Source organism: Lachnoanaerobaculum umeaense, assembly GCF_003589745.1.
GTDB lineage: Bacteria > Bacillota > Clostridia > Lachnospirales > Lachnospiraceae > Lachnoanaerobaculum > Lachnoanaerobaculum umeaense.
In genome coordinates this window covers 512,078-536,544 of sequence record NZ_CP032364.1, presented here as the reverse complement: position 1 = coordinate 536,544, position 24,467 = coordinate 512,078, and the positions used below count along the sequence as shown (strand labels likewise).

Here is a 24,467-nt window from a genome sequence, read left to right as displayed (position 1 = left end):
AACTATTTTTCCATCTCAGCCTTAAAAACCAAAATAACATCTGCATCTGAGCAACAAAACTCTGCACATCCCTCAGGTTGTCCCGGTAAACTGCCACCATATCTTAAAATATCAATATATGGAAAGGCACAGTGCATTGCCATAGGACAAATCTTCCCCCTGTCCTCATCATAATCAAACACCTCTCCAACATGATGCCCTCTATGACATCCCATCTTCCCCCTACGATCTGTAATAGTTATTTTTATTTTTGGACGCTTTCCTCTGTTCATAGTAACCTCTCAGATCTTACCTATTCCAATAAAAAAGATTATCAATCACATCTACTATGCCATCATCATCATTAGACCTTGTAATATAGTCTGCTGCCTGACGCACTTTCTCCTGAGCATTTGCCATTGCCACTCCTATGCCGGCAGCCTGAATCATTGACAAATCATTGAATCCGTCACCACAGCAAACAAGATTCTTTGTATCCTTGCCGATCTTATTTGTCATATTTAAAAGAGTATTCGCTTTATCTATACCTACCTCTGTAATCTCTAAGAAATATGGCTCTGAACGAACTATATTCAACTTCCCTTCCCATAATTTTTTCATCTCCTTTTCCACTTTGGCAAGGTGATCTCCGGGTGCAGTCATTAGGCATTTTATAATTGGAAATGTAATCTGTGGTGCAAGTGGATCAACTTTCACTCTTATAAAGTTATTTATCTTGATCTCCAGCATATAATATTGCTCCTCTATATCCAGTGCATATGCCTTATCATAATTGTAAGTCATAAGATTTACACCAAAATGCTTTGCCTGTTCTTCCAGTATAGGAAGATATTCATGTGTAAGTTCCCTCATAAACAACTCTTTGTCATTTTTACAATCATAGAAGTAGCCTCCATTGTATGCAAGTATATAGCCGCCCTTCTTTTCAAGTCCAAGTGTCTTTGCCACCGGACTAACTCCAAATGTTGGCCTGCCTGAAGCAAGTACTACTGTACCTCCTCCCTTTATAAATTTATCTATGGCAGCTTTAGTATTCTCAGTTATCTCCTTTTTTGAATTTGTCAATGTACCGTCCAGATCCAGTGCCAAAACAGCTTCACTTACCTTTATCTTCTTCTCTTCAAATATATTCATCATCCTCTCCCTATAAATGTCTGAATCCCTCTCCTGCTACCTCATTTGAATCCAGTATGATTACAAAAGAATTGGGATCCAGTTTTTTTGCCGCCTGTCTTACTGTATGTACTTCCTTTGTTGCACAAGCACACATTACTACATCCCTTTCTGTTTCAGTATAACTTCCCTCTGCCTTAAGATATGTTGATCCTCTGTCAATAAGCTTTGATATCTCTTTTGCCATATCCTTTGGTTTATCACAAATAATCATAATAAGCTTACCTGCTGTAAGTCCATCCATTGCCTTATCAAGTACTGCTGCAACCAGATACGCTATAATAAGTCCATAAATCAAACTGTTAATACTCTTTGAAACCAAAACTACACCAAGTACAATTATAATTGAATCTATAACTAATGCTATCTTTCCCAATGAAAAATGTGGAAAGAAATGGTGTATCAAAACCATTATAAAATCAGCTCCTCCTGTAGAGGAATCTCTCATAAATATCATTGCATATCCTGATGCAGATATGATTCCTGTACAGATTGCCGCCAGCATATACTCACCTTGATAAATTGGAAAGACTTTCGCCACAATATCTATCATTATAGAAGTTATAAATATTGACTTAATAGATTTAAGCAAAAATTTCTTTCCCAGTTCCTTATATGACAATATTGCAAATGGTATATTGAGTATTATTGTTCCTATTCCAACAGGTACCCCTGCTAATTGATATATGATAAGTGCCAATCCGGTAAATCCGACCATTGGGAATTTAAATGCTGCTGCAAAGCAATATGTTCCTATTCCCATAAAAATTCCTGCTATGATATCAACTATGATATCTTTTGACCACTCTTTTATTATTTCCTTATTCATCTTTTCCTCAACTATATTTTAGTATAATTCGCTCTTATATTTTATAGAGTCTTCTTCTGTTATCTCCCTGATCACTCTACAAGGATTTCCTGCTGCAAGTGAATTTGCGGGAATATCCTTTGTAACAACACTGCCGGCAGCTATTACACTGCCCTTTCCTATTGTTACCCCTCCTGTTATCACAACATTCGCCGCAATCCAGCAGTTTGACCCTATAGTAATAGGCTTTCCATATTCATCATCATATGCACTGGAGTCTGCTTTGTACTTTATATTTCTCTCCTGCCATCTGATAGGATGGAGCGGTGTCATAAGACTACAATTTGGCCCAAAAAATACATTATCACCTATAGTGACAGGGCATACATCAAGTACTGTAAAATTAAAATTCGCATAACAGTTCGCACCAAAACTTGTAAAGACTCCATAGTCAAAGTAAATCGGACCCTGTAAATATAAACCTTTTCCTTTATTAGGTATCAGTTCATCTATAATAGTATCTCGCAAACCGTCATCTTCGAATAAAGTATTGTACTGTTGCGAAAGTCTATGAGCTTTCATTCTCAATCTGACAAGCTCTTCATCAGTGGGATCGTATATCTTTCCTGCTAGCATCTTTTCCTTTTCGCTCATCTTTTCTCCTCTATATTATTTTTCTTATTACTTTTAACACCAAGTAGATATTATATACTATATCAGCAAAAAAAGGCAGTCCCCAAAGAGGATTGCCTTAATAATCTTATAAAAGACATCATTAAAAATTTTCAAAGTGTCATTAAGCATATTCATATACAGTGGGCAGAGCCGGACTCGAACCGGCGTTGTTTCTTTCGTAACGGATTTACAGTCCGCCCCCTTCGCCACTCGGGACACCTGCCCTTATATAAATTGATACCTCTTCAACCGTAATGCTATGAAATATCTATTCTCCCATCCGGATTTGAACCGGAATCAACCGGTTCGTAGCCGATCATTCTATCCATTGAACTATAAGAGACATATTTGCTTTGATGGGTTAAGTATATTACATTGAATCTTACTTGTCATTCAACCTGCGGTATAAAATAAATTGCTATACTATGATAATAAAAAGGCAGTCCTATCATCAATACGAGCTGCCTTTTAAACACAATTTTATAGTAAAATCTATCCCAATTTATTTCTTATATTCCAGCTCTTCTTTCACTACATTAACAAAATTATAACCAAATCTTATGCCTGCAACTAAAAGCGAAGCCCCAAGTCCGGTGTAGAAGAATGCTATAAATTGCTTCGGTGCAAGCCCCCCGGTACGTAAGACTATACCAAGTGTCATCATAAAAGCCATGATAATAAAAGACCTGAAATCAAAGAATTTAAGACTTAAATGTTTTCCATCCACATAGAACCTTATTCTTTTAGTATGCTTTTTAAGTATAGTTATTACCATTATACAAAAAGAGAGCGGTATTTCACGCTCTTTTAAAATATGGACTTAGATTTATGAATAACTCTTCCAAATCCTCTTTACCTTTATTATTTTTAATCAAATATGTAAGCAGTTCTTCCTGTCTTGCCTGACCTAGAGTCAAACGATATAGTGATAAAATCTTAATCAATCTTTTGTATGCCTCTTGATCTCTACTGAATGGATACATTGGTACAATTCTTTCTATACGAATCATATCTTCTGTTTCTTTTAATCCCCAGTAAGGTATCAAATCAGAGCTTTTATCAGACCTTTCCATAAGCTTTGCTTCTTCAAATAACTCAGCCCAGACATTTGACTTAAAAGAAATATTTCCATACCTCTTTGCCACATTTTGCCTGATTGCAAGACATTCAAATCTATTTATTCTACCCTCTCTTTGTTCCAAATCAATTGGATTTGACGGAAGGTTCCAATGTACTATCCTTCTACAATAATTATGAAAATCAAGCCCTTCCTGCCCAATGGATGTGGAAGTCAATACAAATGGTCTAAATGGTGAATTGAATGCCGCTCTAACCGACTTCTTTCTATTTGCATCCTTATCATTGCCATCTCCCTTTGTAAAGGCTACTGCAAAATGTGTTCTGATTCTTGTCGGTGTTATTTTCTGATCCTTTACTGCCTTATTAAAATTTTTCCATGTATCAATCTCATATGGTGTAGTTCTTATATTCATATTTGAAGTAATATCATTATGCAATTTAAGCACAATATCTTCCCCGTCATATCCATTTACCAAAAGATGTGCATACTCATCAAACATTGCCTGAATATTACCATGCTTACAATAATTCAAAACATTCTTCCAATGTACATCCTCATTGTTTTTTCCGCAAGCAAGCTCAACGATTGCTGTAGAATCAGGCTTGTTCATCATATCAATAAATCGCTTTGATACTTGAGTAGGTAGCGTACTTGAATAATTTATTCCTTTGGCATATATATTATATAATCTACTAATACAAATAGCCGGTGATGCAATAGCCATATTTGCCAATACTGAATATAGGTCTTTAGGTTTCCTTCCAAGCTCCAATACCTTTATATTATTGTAGTATAGTATTCTAAGCTGTTCTAAATGTTTAAAAAATGTAGTGCTGTCATCATCTTCATATCTTTCATCCTCTAACCACCCTGTTACATATCCCGGCGGATCTAATAACAATGCAGCCATATAATACCATCTTTGATCTATCAAACCGGACTCCGGTGTTTTATATTTATCAAGTCTTTTGGCAATTTTATTTTCGATTTCCTTTTCTATATCTCTCAGTGACATGGAATTATTCATGCAAACTATAGGATTATAGCAACTTTCAAGAAACTTGGATGGATATAAAAGACAAAATAAGCTCATACTATTCAATCTGTTTTCAGAAGCCGAAAATCTCATCCTAGGTACCGGATATTGTTTTCTTTCAGAGCTGAAGTAATTTACGCTAATCTCTTCATTTCTTTTTGCCAGAGTTCCTATTGTTTTGCGTTCTTCCTCATAGGAAAGCATACTAGAAACCATTCTCGGCACCATTTCCCATGATGAAAATATCAAAGTCTTAGTAAAATTCTCTACATCTTTGAACACCCCTTCCGGAACATAATAGGGTTTTGAAGGAGGTACCCACAAAAGGAGCTCCGACTTTTGTGAAAAAACATGCTTCTTTACAGCTTCCAATCTGGCATTATTGCATTTTAAAGGTCTGAAATTATTTATATCATTTCTTTTTAACCACAGGATATCCCTACTCTCTCTATCTATATTCTCCAGCATCTCCGGATAGTTGTAAAAGTATTTAATAATATCCTTTTTCAACTTATAATCCTTCATAAATGACATAATATACGGACAGGATTTTATATAATCAACAGGAACATGATATGGAGCTTCTATAAGATCAATTAATTCACTTACCTTTATATAGGATTTTATATCGCACTCCTCAACTTCCAGCCATTTGTCACTATTAGTAATATCTACTATATCGGCACTTTCCTTTGCTGAAATTCTCTCAGTTCTACATACTGAGTTATACATTGCCTCCTCTGCCCTATTTTTCGCCTGAATAATTGATGTATCTCCTATGGAAAATTCTTTAAGCTGTTTAGAATAATCCTCCCATATACTTTTAAACTCCTCATGTCGTTTTTCTGTACTGTTGAGAAATTTCATTACATTAAAAAACTCTGAAAAATGTTCATCTACCAGTGATTCATCAATCTCTTCCAATGTAGAATACATCTTGTATGGTGTAGCTGAAAGCAAGAGCATATTTACAGATTTACTGTTGAAAAACTTATTTGCAAGCATTCCCATTTCTGTGTCAGATTCTGTTTGTAACAAATACTTAAACCTCTGAAATTCATCTAAAATCACCAGGTCAGGTTCAAGCTTCTCCAGACTTATTCCTGCAAACAAATATCTCAGCCTTCCAATTATTTCATATATATTTTCTGCTTTCCCGCTTTTTTTAACCTCTTTACATTTTTCTATCAAATCATAAAGTAATATTTTCCCTTCAGGATTCTTAACTTTCAATCCTCTGGAAACCTTTTTTACCATATAGTTGAGATATTTGCCTTTTGTAATTCTATCACACTCAGAAACTCTATCCTCGCCTCTATCTTTTGCCCAAGCATTCCAACCTGAAGTTCCTCCGGCCTGCATAATCATTTCTAATGGTTTATTATATTTTTCAAGCTCCGGTATTTTATTCAATATTGCAAATATCACAGCTCTTTCCCACAACATCCCACATCCGGTAGTCATATGAAATGATGTATCCGGCGTAAGCGGTATCAGTTGTATCAGAGCTTTTCCACTTAATTTAGCTTCTTGTGAAAATATATTCAGATGTTGAACCGACAACCTCGAATCAGCTACACTTTCTCTTAGTACATCTTCTGTAATACAAAGTTTTTCTAAATTCTGATCAGCAATGGCAGTATTGGAGCATATATAAACTACTTTTATTCTCTTCTTACCCTGCTCCCTTGCAAAATCAGCAAATTTTGCAATAGTGCCTCCGGCAACCATAGTTTTACCAAGTCCTACCTCATCTGAGATAAGAACTCTTTTTTTACCGTTTTTGTATAATTGTATAACCCTATTTACCGTCTCTCTTTGAAAGTCTTTCAGTCCTTCCATTATCTTCTGTGATGTATTCTCTTTTTCCATACTATTTCACCACTTTTCTAAATGTATCATATAGATTTCTAAACGCTTCCGGAACTATATCATCACCTGACAACACCTGAATAAGCTTTTCTATCTCTACAAAACGCTCAGGTGCAGTCACTGCAGTCTTTAGCATCTTCTCATAAAGAACAGGCATATTCTCTGCAAAACTATTTGCCCCGGCTACATTATTTTGACCACTTAACACATCACTTTCAATAGCACTTATTATATAGTCATCTCCCAGAAGTAATCCCAAATATCTATAAAAGTTTTGCTCATTATCCCCTATAATTGATGAAATAATCTTTCCATCTCTTTCCCTTGGTATTCCTTCAGTATCTATCTTTATTACTCTATTTACTGTATTTCCACAATTATCGCTAATGGACAATACATAAAATTCTGATAAAAAGCTCATTGCCATTTTTTCAAATAACATTATTTCAGAAAAATCAACTGCCTTAGGTTTTAAAAGTATAGGACTTAATTTTATATTAGCATCCACCTTTTCATAATTTTCTACAACCGCCTTAATATCATAATAATCGCCGTTTTCAATCACTATTGCATGAATTTTATAGCGATTTATTTGCTTTATTAAAATGTCAATTCCGTCTGAATTTTCTTCTTCTTCTGCCTCTCCATCTGAAAGAAAAACCTCTTTAAACGGGTTATTTGGGCCATCTTCATCTCCGCCAAATATATCTTTCTTTAATTTTTCTAAATTAATATACCTGTTTTTTGATTTTAGCAAAATCATAAATTCTATATTCCCATAAACCGCATTATGTGAAGCATTCAAAGAACCCAAATAAACTTCCGTATCTGCATTCTTTCGTATCATATATATTTTTGCATGAATATCATGTTTACAGTAATCGCTTTCACCATCTGATATAGCCATCTCACCGTCAACAATCTCATCTTTTAGAACATAAATTCTAAAATTATCACAGTCCTCATCTCTTAATTTATCAAGTGAAACTTCTCTTGTAATAAGCATATACTCTGTATGCTCAACCCATCTGCTTCTATCATTGAATTGTTTTATAATATCCTTACTTATAAAAGGCGATACTACAAGTAACTCATGAAAAGATTTTTCATCTACATCATCTTTTTTCTTTATCACAGAAGTGTCAAGCATTGAATATATACCACCTTGTGAACATGGTATGCCACTTGGAATAAATTCAAAATCATAGAATTCCTTCATATCTGTTTCAAAATTTACATACGCAAGTTCCTTAATAAATTGCCTTATTTTCTTTGCCTTATCATTTGCAATCTCTGATTTTGGAAGTTGTTTGTTTAGATATTTTAAGAAGTCTGCTATTGGAATATTCTTATCATTTTCTTCATCTATCGTACCATCCATATAGAATGATATATCCCAACTTCTGTCAAATGTAAGATTTCGGCTCAATACTACAACTCTATATAAAACATCATCCTCATCATTTATATATCTTAGCAACCAAAACTTTGGATGAAATGAAGGATATTTAATGCCATTTGTTTCCTTTGTCGCCACCTGAAAAACCATTTTTTCAAGCAAAGAATATAGCAGCGTCACCTTCCCCGACAAATATATCTGTCCGGCCTCACAAAACAGAACTACTTTATCCCCGGTCCTTCTAATTGCTTCCAAAAGGCATATTGGATCATTCATTATATCACTTTCAGTATCTTCCAAAAGCCCCAGAGAAATACATATTCCGACCAGTGCATCCAAGTCAAGAGAATACGTAGTGCCCACAGCAAAATCCAGTCTATAACACTCCGATGGCAATAGAATATTTCCATAATCAAGTCTGTCATCACTTGGATTTAACATTTTCCTTCCCCCTACATATATCTTTTATTATTTTTATCGCATTATCAAATCTATAATATAGCTTGCCTCCACCAAACCATTCTGTACTGTCAAACTCTCCCGGATGAGCACATCTTGCCCTTCCACTACCTTTTAAAAATATTTCTCTACTACTAATGGTTTTCTTTAGTTCTGAAATATTATCTTCAATCATCGCTCTCTTTGAGTCCCGTAAGAACTTACACATCATTGGGTTTCTATATGCATATGTGCGTGCAAAAATCTCCTCCAAATCAATATTTGCAATATTATTTATCTCATCATATAAATCATCAAAAATCTCATTAGCTTCTTCATTCTTTCCATCAGAAAGAACTATATTATAGACAACACGAAGTAAATAATTAAACTCTGAAAAGTCTTTAGCCAAACTATAATCTTTTTGCATCTTCTCAGGGAATAATTTAATTATATTACCAAGCTCTGTGAAGTTTTTACAATCCATTATTTGGGCTAAATTATTTTTTAGAACATAAGCAAACAGACTTTCCTCGCATGAGTTTATGATTCTATAATTTAAAAACTCCGCCTCATCCCTCGTTAAGTCCATTTGAAGCTTATCAAACCATTCATCATCATAAGTTGGTATATCCCAAAAATGTATACTTCTAATATCTCCGGCATACATATCATCTGACTCATTTTCGATTCCCTTATCATTATTGTTTCCAAGATTTATAAGATTTGTCTTTTTATTATTTATAGCACATACAGCTCTTGCATATTCCTGTATGGATAAATTCCCTCCCTTAAATATCTTATACTGTCTTAGACCCGACCAATATATATCTGCAGGTGAACGTTTAACCCATTTATCATTTGCAATTGAACGTTTACCTATTATTCCGGTATCCCCTAAGTTATTTTCTATAAATACTTTTGCACAAGCTTCTTCTATATCATTCAAGTATTTAAGAAATTTATCTACATTTGTTTCACCACTTCTTTCCAAATCTCTTAAAGCATAGGGTACTATAAAGAAATATTTTGCTCTTGTCTGAATTGTAGATGTTCCGGGAAAGAACAAATCAGAGAACCCGTCTCTGATTGTTGCAATTCCAAGTTCATCAAGTGTTGAGTTCTCTGAGAGTAGATCCAGTACTTTAAGCACTTTATTCCTTTCATTTTTTGAAAAATCAATCCATCCGATTGGCATATCTCACCTTTCCTGCTTCAAGCTCTGCAAATAGATTCCAAACTCTTCTGATACTGTTTCTTTTTTCCCTATTTTCAGCTTGACGATAATACTTTTTTTGTTGTTTTGTTACTTTCGGTAATTTTTTATAACTAATCTGCATTAATTTTTTTGCTTCATCATGTTTTACAATATACTCCAAATGATTATAAGGTGATTGATTCTTTGCCACATCCCTTTGCACATGGTAATGTGCAGTCTTTGCTTCTTCCATAGTGAGAGGCTTTCCGTCAAATGGACAATGCAATAACTTATACCTGTCAAAATATTGTACATACGATATTTTCCAAGCCGCCATATCTGTAAGAATATAAAGATCGGTATCGTCAAACTCTATTTGCACTCCCCTTTTCTTAGCTAAGTACTCTATTCCTATTGCATACTTCCTATACTTACAAGGATAAAAGGCTACCCTCTCTTCTTTTGCAATATATCTCATAGCTGTTTTCAGGTTCTTACTTTTTCCAACTTGGTCCACTCTGACTAATAAATCTTTTTGCAGTTCTTCATTCCACTCTTCAAGATAAAGTCTTATTTCCTGACTCGATTCACTTAGACCTATTCTCCAATTATACCAGTCAGTATGCACTCCTACATAGTCTTCCTTAAGCTCTGTCCAAATAGGTAAATCTCTAAATACATCCTTTAAATTTTCTCTATATTCATTATATAAAAACTTGATATTACAGCAGCACTTACATGGCTTTAAATATTTAATCCTACCGTCATCCAAGTCAAAACTCACCAATGACTTTTCTTCTATTCTATTTATAAATCTACATCCCTGTCTATGATAAATCTTTGATTTACTACTCATCTGTGCTATCATCTTCTTCCTCCAATCTACAAAGTACTTCTTTGTTATAATTGGAGTTTATCAGAGCATCTGTCCGTTAAAAATGACAGCTACTACATTCAAGAAACCGGTATTATCCATCAGAGTATTTCTTTGACATATTAGCAATACTTTCCTTAATTTGATTTCTAAGACTTTCCGGTTCCAGCACCTCTACATAAGGACCGTATTGTAATGCCCAATACTTCATTGCCCTTTCATTACAGCTTACTCTTACTATGATCTTTTCTTCATCTTTTTTTATAACACTAAACTCCATCCCAAACCAATCCACCAAATCAGACATCATATCTTTAGTTGTCAGGAGCTTAACAGCAGTGCTTGTTCCGCTAAACATATAAATATGTTCTGCCATATGCTTTGGAAGATTTATCCCACATTCCAGCTCGGGCACATCTTTCATCGGCTTAATTCTATCTTCAAGTTCACATACCTCAGTCATTTTGTCTATACGAAAATGTACTACATTATCATACTTGTCATAATTTCCTATCAGATAAAATTTTCCGTTATTTGCAACTATCCTGTACGGATTTACAATATAACGCTCTTCTCTCCTTGGATGAAGCTTAAAATCGGTTCCTATATCATTATATATAAAACTAATCTTATGTCCCTCTGAGATAGCATCATTTATCTTATCTATTGAGTAGATGTTTTGTCTGTTTATGTTCTTGTTAAGCTCAGGTATATTACATATATTTGATACTTTTGCATTAAAGTATTTACTTGAAAGCCCTCTGATTTTCTTAATCAATTCTTTTGCCTGATTTGAAGAAAAAGCTTTTGAAAATAAAACACTGTCTATAAGTATTCTAATTTCTGCGTCGTCAAACTCTCTAAAAATCATTCTGTATCCGTCTTCCATTGATATTTCAAATCCATGACTCTCGCCAAATTCTTTCAATAACAAGACATTATTCTTTACAGAGCGTCTGTCACATACCGTTCCGTAATCTTTTTCCAAAAGCTTTATAATCTCTTGTTGTGTTAAAGAATGATTTTCATCGGTATAATTGCGAAGTATCTCCAATATGAACATATTTAACATCTTTTTATTTCCTATACCATACACCTAAGCTTCCCTCCCGGATATAAATAATCCTACTCTTCATCCATAAATCGCTTTATCTTGTCAATTTCCTCGTCTGCTCTTTTTACAACATAGTCTATATCCCAATCTCTACAACTTTCATATTCTTTCATAAATTCTATTCTAACTGCTGCATATTGTGAATTTTTGTATTCAGTAATTTTTTCACTTACAGCATCATCCTGAATACTCTTGTTTATATGACTGTCAAGTACAACCAGATTTCCTATTCCGTTAAACTCATCACTATTATCACTGAAATTATTTCTTGCCTGTATATGCTCTATATCATAAGGGTTTTTATTCTTTTCATAGATTGCATAGTGGAAAAACTTTTCATAGATTTCTTGCTCACTTATTACTATTTCATTTTCTTGACAAATAAATGATTTCCCCAAATTAGCTACTTCATCAAGTAATGCAGACAGTGTGCAAACAAGCCTAACTCTACTTGCATTGTAAAATAATCCTGATTTGATAATTTTATAAAAGTCTTCTTTAGGTTCATGATCCTCACTGCGTACTGATGACCACAGCATACCTTTAATGTTTTTTATAATATCATCAGTGCTACATTCCTTAAACCACTTAAAGCATTCATCACAAACCTTATTTTGAACAGGATTTATTACTCTGTCATTGACAACGGTATAGATTAAAAAGAATCTAAACATATACATATTTACTCTCAGTGAATCTACATAGTAATCGCTCCAGCCTTTTCCTTCGGCTTTAGCCCTAAAGTATGCAACCACAAATGGTATGGTCCAATACCTTTTATATCTGGTTTTTTCTACCAAATAAATTGAAAAGATTTCTTTTGCTATTTCAGGATGTTCGCCATTAAACCTTACATTTTCAATCCAGCGCCAATAATCTATAAATCCATCTACTATATGCTTGAATGTGTCAAACTCAAGCACGCTTAGGTCACTTTGTTCTGTAAGACTTGTCCCTTTAAAAAGTTCATCAAAGAACTTTTGATTGCTTTTGGATACTTCTGAAAATCCCCATCCGAATTCAGCACAAATTATATGTTTGTAGATATCTAAAACCCAACCCATATCAAATTTTGTCTGATCTGTTCTTCCGTCTTTTCCAAGTTTCTCATTGCTGTCATCTATCAATTGATAACAGGAATTTATTTCTTCCAACCAGTCTTTTGTCTTATCGATTCCTCTAAGATAATTATAGTATCTTACTTTAAAAATATCTGTTGCATTTAAGTCAAGTCCGGTAGTGTTTATAGTATTAAAAACCGAAACCACTTCGGATAAATCCATTTCTTCAGTAATCAGTTGTACAAAGTATACATTATCCAAAACAAAGTTTTTCAATTCCGTGTAGAATTCATTTTTTTCTTTAAACTCCTTTTCAAAATGCTCAACTTCTTTCTTTAGTAGTTTCCTGTTTTCATAATATTTTAAAGAAGTATTTTTAATATTATCATCATTTAATACTTCTTTAAGCTTCTCCGATTTTATAACCTTACTGCAATCTATATACTCTTTAGGATGTATTTCATTTCTTTGAAGCAAGTCCAAAAATAGCAGAAATGTTGTAAGTCTTTGTTGACCGTCAACAATATCAAGTGTATTGTCATCTTTATTATGATCAAGCTGTATTGTACCGAAAAACACAGGTTTTACATTTGCTTTGCACTTTTCTTCATTGACTTCTTTAAATGCATCAAATATAGATTCCAAAAAATCTTTTATGTTTTTTTCTTCCCATGAATATGGACGCTGGTAAATAGGTATGCTATATCTTTCCCCTTCATTTACCTTTATTACCTCTCTAAGTCCAAGCACTTTAGAATCAATCGGAAATCCCATAAATCCTCCCCATAATAACTTATTCCATTAAGTTTACAATAATACTTCATTTTTATTCTACATCATTACAACTTTTTTTCAATCTCTAATCACTACACTGTCTCGTATACTCCTAATTTGCTTTTTAGTAAGTGTTTTCTCTTTCAAAAGTTCTTGAACCATGGCATCAAAAAATTCTCTATTTTCAGCAATAATCTGCTTTGACTTTCTATAATATCTATCCATCTGCTCAGCAACTTTTCTGTCCTTGCTTTCCAATAAATATTGGGATGAAGTACCTCTTTCAAAAGCATTAAATCCATATGCACAGTAATTATCAACAAATGTTGTAACCAAATCAAATGCTTTATGCAAATCTCCCTCACAACCAAGATCAAATGTTCCATAAATCATTTCAATTGCAGCCTTACCTCCCAGGCTTCTGATTATTTCATTCTCTTGTGCAAGCACACTGAAATTATAATCGTCAGGTTTTCTTACTGATGTTATCCCACCTGAAGTATTTGAGTAACCGCAGATTGAAATAAGATTTACAGATCCCGACTCCAATATTTCAGAAATAACAGCATGTCCTGACTCATGCACTGCAACCTTTTTTAAAATATTACTGTCAATATATTCTACCGACTCAGGTGCATCAAATATCAAACGCATACACGCTTTTATAATATCTCTTTGCTCAATCTTTGCTCTTTTGTCAAATACCGTATAAATTCCGGCTTCATTTATTACCATTTCCAATTCTGCACATGAGTGTCCTTCCATAAAGCTTGATATATCATCTATATCTATATCTCCAAGCACTTGTTTTTTACTTAAAAAATGCTTTATTATCTTCTTGGCATCATCTCCAACGGGGCATGTCATCTGAATAACCTTATTAAAACGTCCTGCTCTCATAAGTGAATTCGGCAAAAAATATATACTGTTTGCTGTAGCCAAAACAAAGACATTTGAATCCTTGCAATCATCGATACAGGACTGTACAACTACATATTCCTCAGCATCTTTATGGTATTCATCCTCATTTGCAAACTTATCAATATCATCAAGAAATACTATGGCAAATTCCTCTTCTTTTGCTTTATCAAATATATCTCTGATATGATTAATAAACTCTCTACTGTGTTTATCCTTCCTTATTGTAAATGATTTTATTTTGCTTTCTTCAATAAAGCTCTTAGCTAACCTAGTCTTTCCTATACCCGGCTCACCATGCAAAAGCATTCCCCTCGGTATTTCTACACCAAGCCTCTTATAATCTTTAAAGTTTTTCAGTACATCACAAAAACGTATCAATTCAGCCTTTATATCGGCATATCCTATGATTTTATCAAATTCGCTCATTTTCTTCTCCCTCTAATCTAACATGATTTTTTCTATTACCTTTATTTTCCGCCTTCAACCCGTCAAAAAATAATTTAATTCATATATTAAAGACTCTTTTGAAAAATCATGTCCTTCACCTTTGATTATTTTATATTTACAGGCAGTATTTTTTATGCTCTTTAATATTTCAATATAGCGAAATGACGGATCGTCTTCACCATACAAAAAGTACATATTATTTCCTCTAAACTTTTTGGCACCTTCTTTTATTTTGTGAAAATTGATCATCAATGGAGCATTGATCAAAATAGCATTCTTTATTTTTTCAATTTTTCTACACTGAGCTGCACCTATCGAAGCTCCGTTTGAAATTCCTACAAAAAATATTTCTTTATAATCCCCTATATACTTACTAATACATTTTATTTCTTCCTCCAAATCACATGCCGAATCTTTAGGATTGGCGGAAACAACAAATGTATAACCATATTTTTCAAATAAAAAGCTGCATATATTCAAATATTTATTTTCAAAACCTTCTATACTTCCACCTCTACCGGTTTTAATAAAAACAAGATATTTTTCACCTTTTATAATCCCAAACTGTTTTTCAATTACTTTATCATACTGTTTCAATGTCTCTACTCCTCTTCAGTCCTTAGTGGAATCTATTCACACAATTTATTTTCTATATTTAAAATATCACAAAGAATGTACAATATTTTGCACATCAGATAAAGGTACTGTAGTACTAAGGTAAATTCAGTTTTCAAAACTATCAAAAACTATTATAATTAATTTAATATATTGAGTCGGTGTTGATACTACAAGTATTTAAATATCATAGTATCAGGCTAATAATCATCTGTTGACTAAGGGGGACTACCTATGGAAGATCAAAAAAGATCCAGTATGTTATTGTTTTTGAGTAAATATACTATAAAAAAAGAGGATTCTGAAAATCTAAAAAAAGATGAGAATCATATTATAATTGAAAATAATGAGGACTACGATTCTTATATAATTGACAATGATAATAATAAATTAGCTTTTTCCGGATGCCATACTAACGATGCTCCTGCCAGATTTCTTCTGAAGTTGGCAGAACATAATGAAGAACCTATCAATAAAATTTTTTGTATCGTATCAAAAGATGTTTACAATATTAAACTTCCACAATTAGAAAATGAGAGTAGTAAATTGGAACTGGAAAAGGGTAAAACAGCTTTTGATCGTTTTTCAGCTTTAATAAGGAATGAGGTAGGACCTTCAATAGAAATCATTCCTATTTATTATGACTTTGATCCGAATAATGAAGATTTTGACCCAAAAGATAAGCCTACCTACATATATAACCAAATTAAAACCAGTGATATTGGAAAACTCATTTATATTGACTATACAGGTGGACTTCGAGACAGCAGTTTGTTTATGATAGCACTTATACGATATTTGGAATTTAAAGGAATTGTATGTAAAGATATCATATATAGTGATTTTTTCTCTAAACCAAAAGCAATTCGTAACATTAGATATATTTACGATATGTTTAACATGATTAATGGAGTAAGTGAGTTTGTCGGTACAGGAAATGCAAGACAGTTGGTAGATTTACAAAAGAAATTGGAGAACACTACAAATAATGATAATGTGAACAACTTTGTTAGCAGCTTGCAAAGTTTCTCCGATGCTATTGCTCTATGTAATGTAGGTTCCATAGTTGATGCTATTACTTCTATAAGTGAATCTATTAATACATTGGAGCAAGATATAAGTGATGATATATTTGTTCAAATGTTTAAGACTCTAATACCTACAGTAAAGGAAAAGCTGTATATTGGCAAAGAACCTCCATCTATTTTGGATCTGTCTCAGTGGTGTTTGAATAATAATATGTTACAGCAGGCAGTAACTATATATAATGAGAAAATACTAAGCTATTATATTTTAAATAACTATGATGATTTTAAGAATGAACTCAAAAAACCGATTCCAAAATGTAGAAGTTATAAAGATATACACGAGAAGTATAAAAATCTCAGCAAAATTTGGGACGAATTTAATGATTCTGATGGAAAAAGAAATAAATATAAAAAGAAAATATCAGACTATATAGATTGTGAAATATCTAATGTACAGAACAAATGTAAAGGCTTTGAGGTTGACGAAATAGAAGATTGTTCAATAATTGTTTATAAAGCTTTTAAAACAATAAAAAATCAATATACACATGAAAAAAAAGATGAGTTATCAAAAGATATATTACATAAAGCCACAAATTTTCGGGACTTTATAACTTCTTTTATGAATAACGAAGATATTTTTGTGAAATGTGTCAAGGACAAGATTACTAAGGATATAAAGACAATCTTTTCTTTACAGGAACTTGAAACATCAAACCCGAAGTTGTGGCAAGCTATGAAATATTACCATGCTATTAAAATACTCAGAAATAATATTAACCATGTAAGTGGTGATGTTGGAGGTATGAATGCAAAAATGCAAGAATACCTGGAAGAAAAAGGCTTGGGTGATACTGCAATCGCTGCCAGTGAAACATTCAAGTTTGAATTAGAAAGTAAATTCATTTCAGATACTCTAGAGGCTGCTATAGAATTCTCGAAAGAGATCTGCAAAAATTAATACAATCTAAAAAGCAGCAGCCTGTATATTACAGGCTGTCGCTTTTTTATAAAAATCTAAAACAATTTCTTCTATATACTTTTCTATTTTCTTTATATTCCTAATATTTTTGCCAAATTCTTCGCCTTCTTCACCGCAGCAGACTTAGCACTACTGTTTGCAATTTCTAAAAGTCCATACCATTTGGCATCTTCATCCAAAATATATCCTCTCTTCATCGCTTCCCTTAAATAATCAGCATAATAAGTACAGATATCCAAAACTCTGTTTATCCATACAGGTGGCTTATTATTCTTTACAACAACCCCTCCGGCGTATTTGATACACTCAACAAGCATTACATAGCATATGCTTAAAAGCTTGCTTTCTTTCTCAACTATTCTTACCAGCTTTGCAGGGCTTATCTCCTCATGTAATAAAAGTTCTCTCATTATTTCTCTTAAATTCTCTACAGATAAATCTCCTGAGTCCACCAGTTGTCTGAAAAGACTTTTTGCTCCATAAATACTCTCCCCATCCTGTGCCAGAGTACTTACTGCAATAGTTAAAAATATCTTTGAGTAAGGTGTTGAACTGCCCTCAAGAGGTCCTTCTTTTTCACCTCTCCAGTTTCTATATTTACTTACTACAACCTTTTTCTTTTCAGGGTCATAATGAAGCCATACGCTTTTTGCTTTCTCATCTATAATTTTTCCGTCGCTGTCGGCCACAGCTCCCGACATTTGAGCCTCTTTTTGAATTCCGTAAAACCATCCGTAAATATATACTTGAAACAGCCTGTCGGGTATGTCCGGTAATTTCAAATCAAAGCTAAAAGCTTTTTCGCCTTTTCTTACTTCAAATACATTTATATCAAACTCAACATTATCATAGATAAGCTTTTTAGCCTTTGGTAATGTCATCCATACTTCATCAAAATCATTCGGCGTATTTTGATTCTGTACTTCTTCATACTTTTCTTCTTTTATATCCATGCCAAGAGAATTTAGCTTATTCACTATTTCCTTGGCATATTCTACAGCCTTTGAAGATCCGGATTTAGTTGCAAGATTCTTTACAGCCCTCAATTCCAATGCATTTTTTGTGGCAAGCTTATTTTCTACCGCAAAAATAACTTCATCAATATAATCTCTTATAAACTTTACTATCTGTGCAGTACCTGAGAGCATTCTTGGCGACATTAAAGATACTTCCACAATATCACATGCGGCTTTCCAAACAAGACTTAGCATACCTTCTTTAGCCATATTGTCCATTGCAAAAGCCAGGCTTGCCAGGTTTGACGGTGTACCGCCACTCCAATCCAGGTATGAAACATCTGCAATTCCCGGTAATAGAAGTCCTCTTTCCCATGCTTCATGAGTTGCCGAAATAACATCTGCAGCATTCTCATCATTTAAGTTACTCCACGCTGCGATCCAGTTCATCATTGCACCTTTTGTAAGAGGCTTTCTCCTTTTTGCTATCTGCCTTAAATTTATGCCCTGACTATGATAGGCTTCACTATCTCTTCGTATGGCGGTAAGTGAATAATCTCCCCAGGTCGGGAAAATAGAATACATATCTTCATAGCACCATGAAAGCCTAAAAGGAAATGCTTTTAAACTTTCCGGCACATCAACGTCCACTCTCCAATATGTATTTTTTTCGAATAAAAATTCCGGTTCAACATATGGATCGTCTAAATATTCTTTTATTATTTCCTCAACAAAAATATCTTCTCCCTTTACATCCTTTAAAAAATCTCCCAAAGGAAGTAAAATTTTTAATTTTAATCCATCTGTTTTTTCCAAAAACCTTTTTTTATCTTCTTTTGTAATACGTTCAATATCCAACCTGGTAATTGCAAACTGTAAATCCGGTTCAGCGACATATAAAAAATTCTCATTCTTATACTTGATAAGTCTATCTGTCAAATCAGGTAAAGATATGCTTAGGTCCTCATAACTTGGTGTACTTAATATACATGGCCATTTATCTATCGACTCAAATAATACTACCCTTCTTGTATAAACTAATCCGCTATACCTGATTTTTAAAACTTCCTTCTCACCATTCCATTCATTCGTCTTACTATCCGGACATATATTATTCTCAATATTTTTTGCCCATCTTCCAAGTGCCCATATACCACTTGAATCATTTATTGTAATTCCTGCCAGGCTTATTTTTGCTTCATCAGGATTTTTATGTGCAATATAATTTGCCATTGCAATAAATCTCTCGAAAGCCACATCGTCAATATATTCTTTTCTGTCAGAAATCACTGCCAATAGATCTGTAAGATTTTCCGGCGAAATTTCTCCTATTTCAAATTTTTGCAATTCCCAAAGTTTAGGTGTTTCTCTCCAAAGCCCTTGCACCTCTTCTTTTATATCTTCCTGTTCTATCTTAAGTCCCCAAACCTTTTCAATGCTTACCGCAAGCTTTGCTATACTTTTATCCTCATCCTGCTTATAAAGTAAGAGCCAATCTTCATACTCATTTGCAGACTTTGGTATTTCCCTTTTTAAAACAGACTTTAAAATCAATTTTTTTATTTTTTTCACCTTGGCAGAACTGCAGGAAATAAGTATTGTATATAACCAATCTTCAGTAGCACTCTCTATAAGTACAGGTGCAAATCGCTCAAGTATTGCCGTTTCTCCAAGACCAAGCAGTGGAATAATTGTTTCCATTCTTTCTATAATATCACTGTCACTAAGTCCGATTTGCTCTAAAACATTTACAAGCTCTTTTCTGTCTCCCGGCCTTTGTGCAATGCTAAGTCCGTAAAACACCTGCTCCATAGCATTATCTTTTGTAATGAGATTATTTTGTACACCCCATATAAGTATATCAGAGAAAGGTCCGGTTGCAGGCACATTTAAAGCCACTCCGGCTTCTATATGCTCTTTGAACCTTCTTAAAATCTCTTCCTTTTCAATTACAAATCTCTCATCAAAATTGTAGTCTTTTCTTTTTGATGTCAGAAGAATTGCCGCTACAGCTGCCCAGTCCTTCATATACTCCACAGACTCAGGAATTTCAAGATTCATTTCATGCACAAGTTTTAATGCCAACATTCCAAGCACTGACAATGAATGCTCCCATATTCTCCTGTTTGATGCACAGGCGGCTTGTATAAAGTTCATGGCATAAGTCTCACCTCTCTCCTTTATAGCCTTTAGAGCGACTTTGCTGCTTCTTCTAAGAATATTTGCAGCTCTCTTGGCATCCACACCCACTCTTATAGCAAAGATTGCAAGCTTTTCAAGATCTACATCCACCACAGAAACAAATCCATATGTATTATCTGATAATTGTTTTATCTCCGTCCAGTCTCCGGATTTTAATCCTTCCCTTGCCTCTTTTTGCTCTTCTTTGCTTCCTATTCCAAGATTTAAAATATCATCAAAATCTGTCTCTTCATAGCCAAGAGAACGATATATTTCTGCTGCTTTTTCTAGTTTGCTTGCCATACTATACTCCTTTTTTTAGTTTTACCGCCAAGATATGTTTACATGGTCCCCTACTGTTTTGATGTTTCAGATACCATGTACATGTGCATTTTGCATTCTCTAGGTTTTCATCTGTAGGAAAAATAACTCTGTAAGTTGTATCCCCTGATTTTACATACCATATATTATCATCAATATATTCAGTATCTTCAACCAGCTTCTTTGCACCCACAAGCCTTGGATTATCCTTTAAAACTCTATCCGGATCATCCGGCAATTCCCTATGGAAAAATGCTCTATCTCTGACATCAAACCCAAGCTTCCCTGAAACGGCAAGCAGCTCCATTGCATCATTCATATCATTTTTTACTATTCCGATTGATTTTGATATTTTATCAATATCAAGTCTTGATTCAAAGTTTAATATATTATCAATTTTGTCCGCACATTCAAGTATTTTAGGAGTTGAAAGCGAATCAAGTAATGCTCCCTCGCCTGAATACCCTTCATAACTTTTCGCTGTTAAACTGAGGGTAATATTTGCTCCGGTCATACATACTTCAATCATCATCTGCCCCGGCTCACCATCATTCGGTGCATAAAAATAAACAGCATTTACATTACTCATTATCCTCTTAAGTGCACTGAGTCTATGGAGTCCGCTGATATATACGCTATTTTTTTCTTCTCTTGATTTTAACATTACACCTGTCTTTGTAGGTGTAAGCCATCCCGATCTCTCCTTACCTGTAGCAGGTGGCAGCATTGCAATAAATGATTTTGCCTGCATTCCCTCAATATGGAATTTATATTCCATATTTTGGTGCAGCATGGCACAATTTCCAAGTGCTCTTATCCATCTGTCAGGCATCTTTACAGGCCTTTGAGTAACTATATCTGTAAGCACACTTCCATTATCAAGATTTTTACTGTGCAAGGTCTTAAGTCCTTCATCTCCTATTCTAAGCTTTAATCTGTCTCCCTGTCTTATATTAAGAAGAGACTTTCGTAAATTGTTACCTATATCCACATTTGTAGTACCATAAAGTATGTCACCATCCAAAGCACTTTGGAACACATCCATTCTTGCATAAACACCATTGCAAGCTGAGAAGCATTCTGCCCTCAGTCTGTCACCCTGGGCACAGAGAATAGGGTCTCTCAAGTCCACCGGTACGTATTTAAAGTATCTTGTACTGACTATATCTGCAAGTACCAAAAGCCCACCTGAAACTATTGTCGGATTGATGATTTCTCCATTGAAAAATAAAGGATCATTCTCTATACCGTTTGGGGTAAGTGCAGGTGCTATAGATAAAGTTAAGTTGCCATCAAAAAGGGTTGATGCTGTTTTAAATTCTCTCATTATATCCCCCTGAAATTTTATATTGTGATTTTCAATAAAATTCTATTTGTATTTTTAAATGGCAATTCCCCAAGGAATTGCCATTTTATTTTAGCATATATTTTTCTATTTTACTTGTTTTGATATGATTTTAATCCTATTCCGTATAATCATTTAGAACATATACACCGGGAATATTCTTCATATATTCTTCCGCAGCCGAACCTGAAGGAGTGTATACATATAATTCTGTTATTTTATTAAACATAGAGCCTTGTCCAAATATTGATCTTCCGATTTTTTCCACAGTACCGGGAATATACATTTTTTTTAAATTACAAGATAAAAATAATTCTGCAGGTAGAGATTTTACTCCTTTGGGTATCCTTATTTCTGTAATATTTGTCCATGCAAATGCCTCTTTTCCAAGCTTTCTTACACTGTCCGGAATATTAATTTTCTCTAAATGTATTCCCTTAAATGCCGCCTCACCTATCTCAAGAAGTCCATCAGGCAAAACTATTTCTTTCAAACTCCAAGCATAATATGAAAAATAATCTGATAATCCACATTTAGCTATTTTTGTAATTCCTTCCGGAATCACCAATATTTTTTCTCCCTGCTTAAGTCCCTTCCATCCATACAATACATCATCAAGTATAATAAGTCCATCTTCATTACATAGTGAAAGACAACCGGAAAAAATCCCCTTTTCTGTTTTTACTTTTTGTGGCAATACGATTTCTTTTAAATTCGAACATCCTTCAAAAGCATATTCATCTATTTTTTTAACCGTTTTGGGAACTTTAATAGTTTCTATAGATTCACATCCTCTAAAAGCTGACTCACCAACTTCTTTTACCCCTTCCGGAATAATAACCGACTTAATCTTTCTCCTGTTATCTGCATTTTTTATTCTACTCGCCCTAGCAGAAAATGCTTCTCTTCCAATAGATGTGACTTTTACTCTTCCAATCATTGATGGAATTTCTACATGCTCTTCATCTCCCTTATAACTTGTAATCTGCAATGTATTATTCTCTTGTTTTTTATATCTCCACTTTTTCTTCATAGCTGATACAGAATTAGGATTTTCCATAAGTTCCTTAAGCATCTTTGCTTCTACCCTTAATTTCTCTAATGCAAGATCCACAGTTCTGTTCTTAAAATCTATAAGCCATGAAAGTGCCTCTTCATATCCATTCTCACGTGCAAAATCTATTAATCCTTCACGCTTCTCTGCAATTCTTAGCCATCCACCCTCAGCCATTATTTCAAGCTTTTCAATATCATTATTTGATACAGCATTTTCCAAAGTCTTTTTTTTATTAATTTTTGATATATCTGCATTTTTAAAAACATATGACAATGACTCTCTATTCCATTTAGCATAATCAAATATCCTCTGACTTATAAAAAGTTTCTTACCTACATTTTTTGCAAGTTTATCAAATCTTTCTAATACAGGAAGAAGTTTCTCTTCTTTTAATCCTATTATACTTTCCACATAAGTACTTCGATATTTTGATTTAATTGCAGATGTTATTATATCAAGGTATGTGAGCCCGGAATGCCTTTCACAATAGTTAGCTTCCATATCATTCAAATTTACACCCATATCTATCAGTGCATCTGCAAATACCAGTTCATCATTTGTCAATGCCCAGTAGAGCATACCATCCATTGAAGCCTCTAAATCTTTATTTTCAATAAAATATTTTGCAATCTCAATTCGTTTTTCTAAACTTAGTGGTACCAGCTCCTTTACAATGTTCATCTTGTGAACTCCGCATAAACCGGAATTTTTATATGAGCTATTTCCCCACTTATCAAGAGTCAAATTCAACTTCTCCGGTACGATCATAAAGCAATAATCTGTCCAATAATATCCATAACCGGCTTTTTGCGTCATTTTATATTTTCTTTGAAAAGCCCCATTTCTATTGTAGTTAAAGGTTGCTTTGTTATTTGCTAAAACTTTTACAAACTCCATTCCTCTGTATCTTGCTGCCAATCCCAATGCACGTGCTGTCATTTCAAAGTTTTTATACTTATCAATAACAGCTTGCAGATACTCAAGTGTTCCTTTTTGAACAGCTTCTTCTAATACTTTTACTTTGGCAAATTCACTCGGTCCTTTGGGTGAAAAGTTTGTATTATATTTTATCCCCATAATATAGCCTCTATTTCAATTTTAAAAACATTAA

The 24,467-nt window shown here is 33.7% G+C and carries 17 protein-coding genes and 2 tRNA genes; 1 reads left to right on the top strand and 18 read right to left on the bottom strand.

Features of this window, described 5'->3' with window-relative positions; all coding sequences use genetic code 11:
- Positions 1-2: 2 nt before the first annotated feature.
- From D4A81_RS02260 to D4A81_RS02190, 15 genes are all read right to left on the bottom strand, one after another.
- The gene (locus tag D4A81_RS02260; protein WP_007593869.1) at positions 3-272 is read right to left on the bottom strand and encodes a TIGR04076 family protein; all 270 of its coding nucleotides are present in this window, start codon (positions 270-272) and stop codon (positions 3-5) included.
- Between the two features lie 16 nt (positions 273-288).
- Positions 289-1,134, bottom strand: a complete 846-nt coding sequence (locus D4A81_RS02255) for a Cof-type HAD-IIB family hydrolase (protein ID WP_111525285.1) — start codon at positions 1,132-1,134, stop codon at positions 289-291.
- Between the two features lie 10 nt (positions 1,135-1,144).
- Positions 1,145-2,002, bottom strand: a complete 858-nt coding sequence (locus D4A81_RS02250; RefSeq protein ID WP_111525284.1) for a YitT family protein — start codon at positions 2,000-2,002, stop codon at positions 1,145-1,147.
- Positions 2,003-2,020: 18 nt separating this feature from the next.
- The gene (locus D4A81_RS02245) at positions 2,021-2,635 is read right to left on the bottom strand and encodes a sugar O-acetyltransferase (protein ID WP_111525283.1); all 615 of its coding nucleotides are present in this window, start codon (positions 2,633-2,635) and stop codon (positions 2,021-2,023) included.
- A 162-nt stretch (positions 2,636-2,797) separates the two neighbouring features.
- Positions 2,798-2,881: transfer RNA gene (locus D4A81_RS02240), tRNA-Tyr, on the bottom strand.
- 46 nt (positions 2,882-2,927) lie between these two features.
- Positions 2,928-2,999, bottom strand: a tRNA-Arg gene (locus tag D4A81_RS02235).
- A 159-nt stretch (positions 3,000-3,158) separates the two neighbouring features.
- Positions 3,159-3,383, bottom strand: coding sequence for a hypothetical protein (locus D4A81_RS02230; RefSeq protein WP_174705942.1), 225 nt, complete (start codon positions 3,381-3,383; stop codon positions 3,159-3,161).
- Positions 3,384-3,453: 70 nt separating this feature from the next.
- Positions 3,454-6,645: a DEAD/DEAH box helicase family protein gene (locus D4A81_RS02225; protein ID WP_111525282.1), complete on the bottom strand. Its 3,192-nt coding sequence runs from the start codon at positions 6,643-6,645 to the stop codon at positions 3,454-3,456.
- Between the two features lies 1 nt (position 6,646).
- Positions 6,647-8,485 (bottom strand): phospholipase D family protein, encoded by a 1,839-nt coding sequence (locus D4A81_RS02220; RefSeq protein WP_111525281.1) that lies wholly within the window; start codon positions 8,483-8,485, stop codon positions 6,647-6,649.
- Positions 8,469-9,680 carry a DUF6361 family protein gene (locus D4A81_RS02215; RefSeq protein WP_111525280.1) on the bottom strand — a complete coding sequence of 404 codons (1,212 nt, stop codon included), beginning with the start codon at positions 9,678-9,680 and terminating at the stop codon, positions 8,469-8,471. Before D4A81_RS02215 ends, D4A81_RS02220 begins: the two co-directional genes overlap by 17 nt.
- Positions 9,661-10,548, bottom strand: a complete 888-nt coding sequence (locus tag D4A81_RS02210) for a hypothetical protein (RefSeq protein ID WP_111525279.1) — start codon at positions 10,546-10,548, stop codon at positions 9,661-9,663. The genes D4A81_RS02215 and D4A81_RS02210 overlap by 20 nt, the downstream gene beginning before the upstream one ends.
- A 100-nt stretch (positions 10,549-10,648) precedes the next feature.
- Entirely contained in the window at positions 10,649-11,650 is a 1,002-nt protein-coding gene (locus D4A81_RS02205) for a helix-turn-helix transcriptional regulator (protein ID WP_111525278.1), read from the bottom strand.
- Between the two features lie 29 nt (positions 11,651-11,679).
- Positions 11,680-13,503, bottom strand: coding sequence for a DUF262 domain-containing protein (locus D4A81_RS02200; protein ID WP_111525277.1), 1,824 nt, complete (start codon positions 13,501-13,503; stop codon positions 11,680-11,682).
- Between the two features lie 78 nt (positions 13,504-13,581).
- Positions 13,582-14,850, bottom strand: coding sequence for an AAA family ATPase (locus D4A81_RS02195; protein ID WP_111525276.1), 1,269 nt, complete (start codon positions 14,848-14,850; stop codon positions 13,582-13,584).
- A gap of 54 nt (positions 14,851-14,904) precedes the next feature.
- Positions 14,905-15,468: an alpha/beta hydrolase gene (locus D4A81_RS02190; protein ID WP_242977700.1), complete on the bottom strand. Its 564-nt coding sequence runs from the start codon at positions 15,466-15,468 to the stop codon at positions 14,905-14,907.
- A gap of 252 nt (positions 15,469-15,720) precedes the next feature.
- On the opposite strand from D4A81_RS02190, the gene D4A81_RS02185 reads away from it, so the two are divergent.
- On the top strand, positions 15,721-17,475 hold the full coding sequence (locus D4A81_RS02185) for a TM1812 family CRISPR-associated protein (protein ID WP_111525275.1): 1,755 nt from the start codon (positions 15,721-15,723) through the stop codon (positions 17,473-17,475).
- A 92-nt stretch (positions 17,476-17,567) separates the two neighbouring features.
- Here D4A81_RS02185 and D4A81_RS02180 read toward each other — a convergent pair whose 3' ends face one another.
- The 3 genes from D4A81_RS02180 to D4A81_RS02170 form a co-directional block, all read right to left on the bottom strand.
- Entirely contained in the window at positions 17,568-20,936 is a 3,369-nt protein-coding gene (locus D4A81_RS02180; RefSeq protein WP_111525274.1) for a PRTRC system protein E, read from the bottom strand.
- Position 20,937: 1 nt separating this feature from the next.
- On the bottom strand, positions 20,938-22,281 hold the full coding sequence (locus D4A81_RS02175) for an SWIM zinc finger family protein (protein WP_111525273.1): 1,344 nt from the start codon (positions 22,279-22,281) through the stop codon (positions 20,938-20,940).
- Positions 22,282-22,417: 136 nt separating this feature from the next.
- The gene (locus D4A81_RS02170) at positions 22,418-24,433 is read right to left on the bottom strand and encodes a leucine-rich repeat domain-containing protein (protein ID WP_111525272.1); all 2,016 of its coding nucleotides are present in this window, start codon (positions 24,431-24,433) and stop codon (positions 22,418-22,420) included.
- Positions 24,434-24,467 lie beyond the last annotated feature (34 nt).

Coding starts and splice junctions, on each gene's coding strand:
- D4A81_RS02215 (WP_111525280.1), bottom strand. CDS start 9,680: ATGCCAATCGGATGGATTGATTTTTCAAAAAATGAAAGGAATAAAGTG.
- D4A81_RS02180 (WP_111525274.1), bottom strand. CDS start 20,936: ATGGCAAGCAAACTAGAAAAAGCAGCAGAAATATATCGTTCTCTTGGC.
- D4A81_RS02250 (WP_111525284.1), bottom strand. CDS start 2,002: ATGAATAAGGAAATAATAAAAGAGTGGTCAAAAGATATCATAGTTGAT.
- D4A81_RS02200 (WP_111525277.1), bottom strand. CDS start 13,503: ATGGGATTTCCGATTGATTCTAAAGTGCTTGGACTTAGAGAGGTAATA.
- D4A81_RS02195 (WP_111525276.1), bottom strand. CDS start 14,850: ATGAGCGAATTTGATAAAATCATAGGATATGCCGATATAAAGGCTGAA.
- D4A81_RS02260 (WP_007593869.1), bottom strand. CDS start 272: ATGAACAGAGGAAAGCGTCCAAAAATAAAAATAACTATTACAGATCGT.
- D4A81_RS02245 (WP_111525283.1), bottom strand. CDS start 2,635: ATGAGCGAAAAGGAAAAGATGCTAGCAGGAAAGATATACGATCCCACT.
- D4A81_RS02175 (WP_111525273.1), bottom strand. CDS start 22,281: ATGAGAGAATTTAAAACAGCATCAACCCTTTTTGATGGCAACTTAACT.
- D4A81_RS02170 (WP_111525272.1), bottom strand. CDS start 24,433: ATGGGGATAAAATATAATACAAACTTTTCACCCAAAGGACCGAGTGAA.
- D4A81_RS02220 (WP_111525281.1), bottom strand. CDS start 8,485: ATGTTAAATCCAAGTGATGACAGACTTGATTATGGAAATATTCTATTG.
- D4A81_RS02255 (WP_111525285.1), bottom strand. CDS start 1,134: ATGAATATATTTGAAGAGAAGAAGATAAAGGTAAGTGAAGCTGTTTTG.
- D4A81_RS02185 (WP_111525275.1), top strand. CDS start 15,721: ATGGAAGATCAAAAAAGATCCAGTATGTTATTGTTTTTGAGTAAATAT.
- D4A81_RS02210 (WP_111525279.1), bottom strand. CDS start 10,548: ATGATAGCACAGATGAGTAGTAAATCAAAGATTTATCATAGACAGGGA.
- D4A81_RS02225 (WP_111525282.1), bottom strand. CDS start 6,645: ATGGAAAAAGAGAATACATCACAGAAGATAATGGAAGGACTGAAAGAC.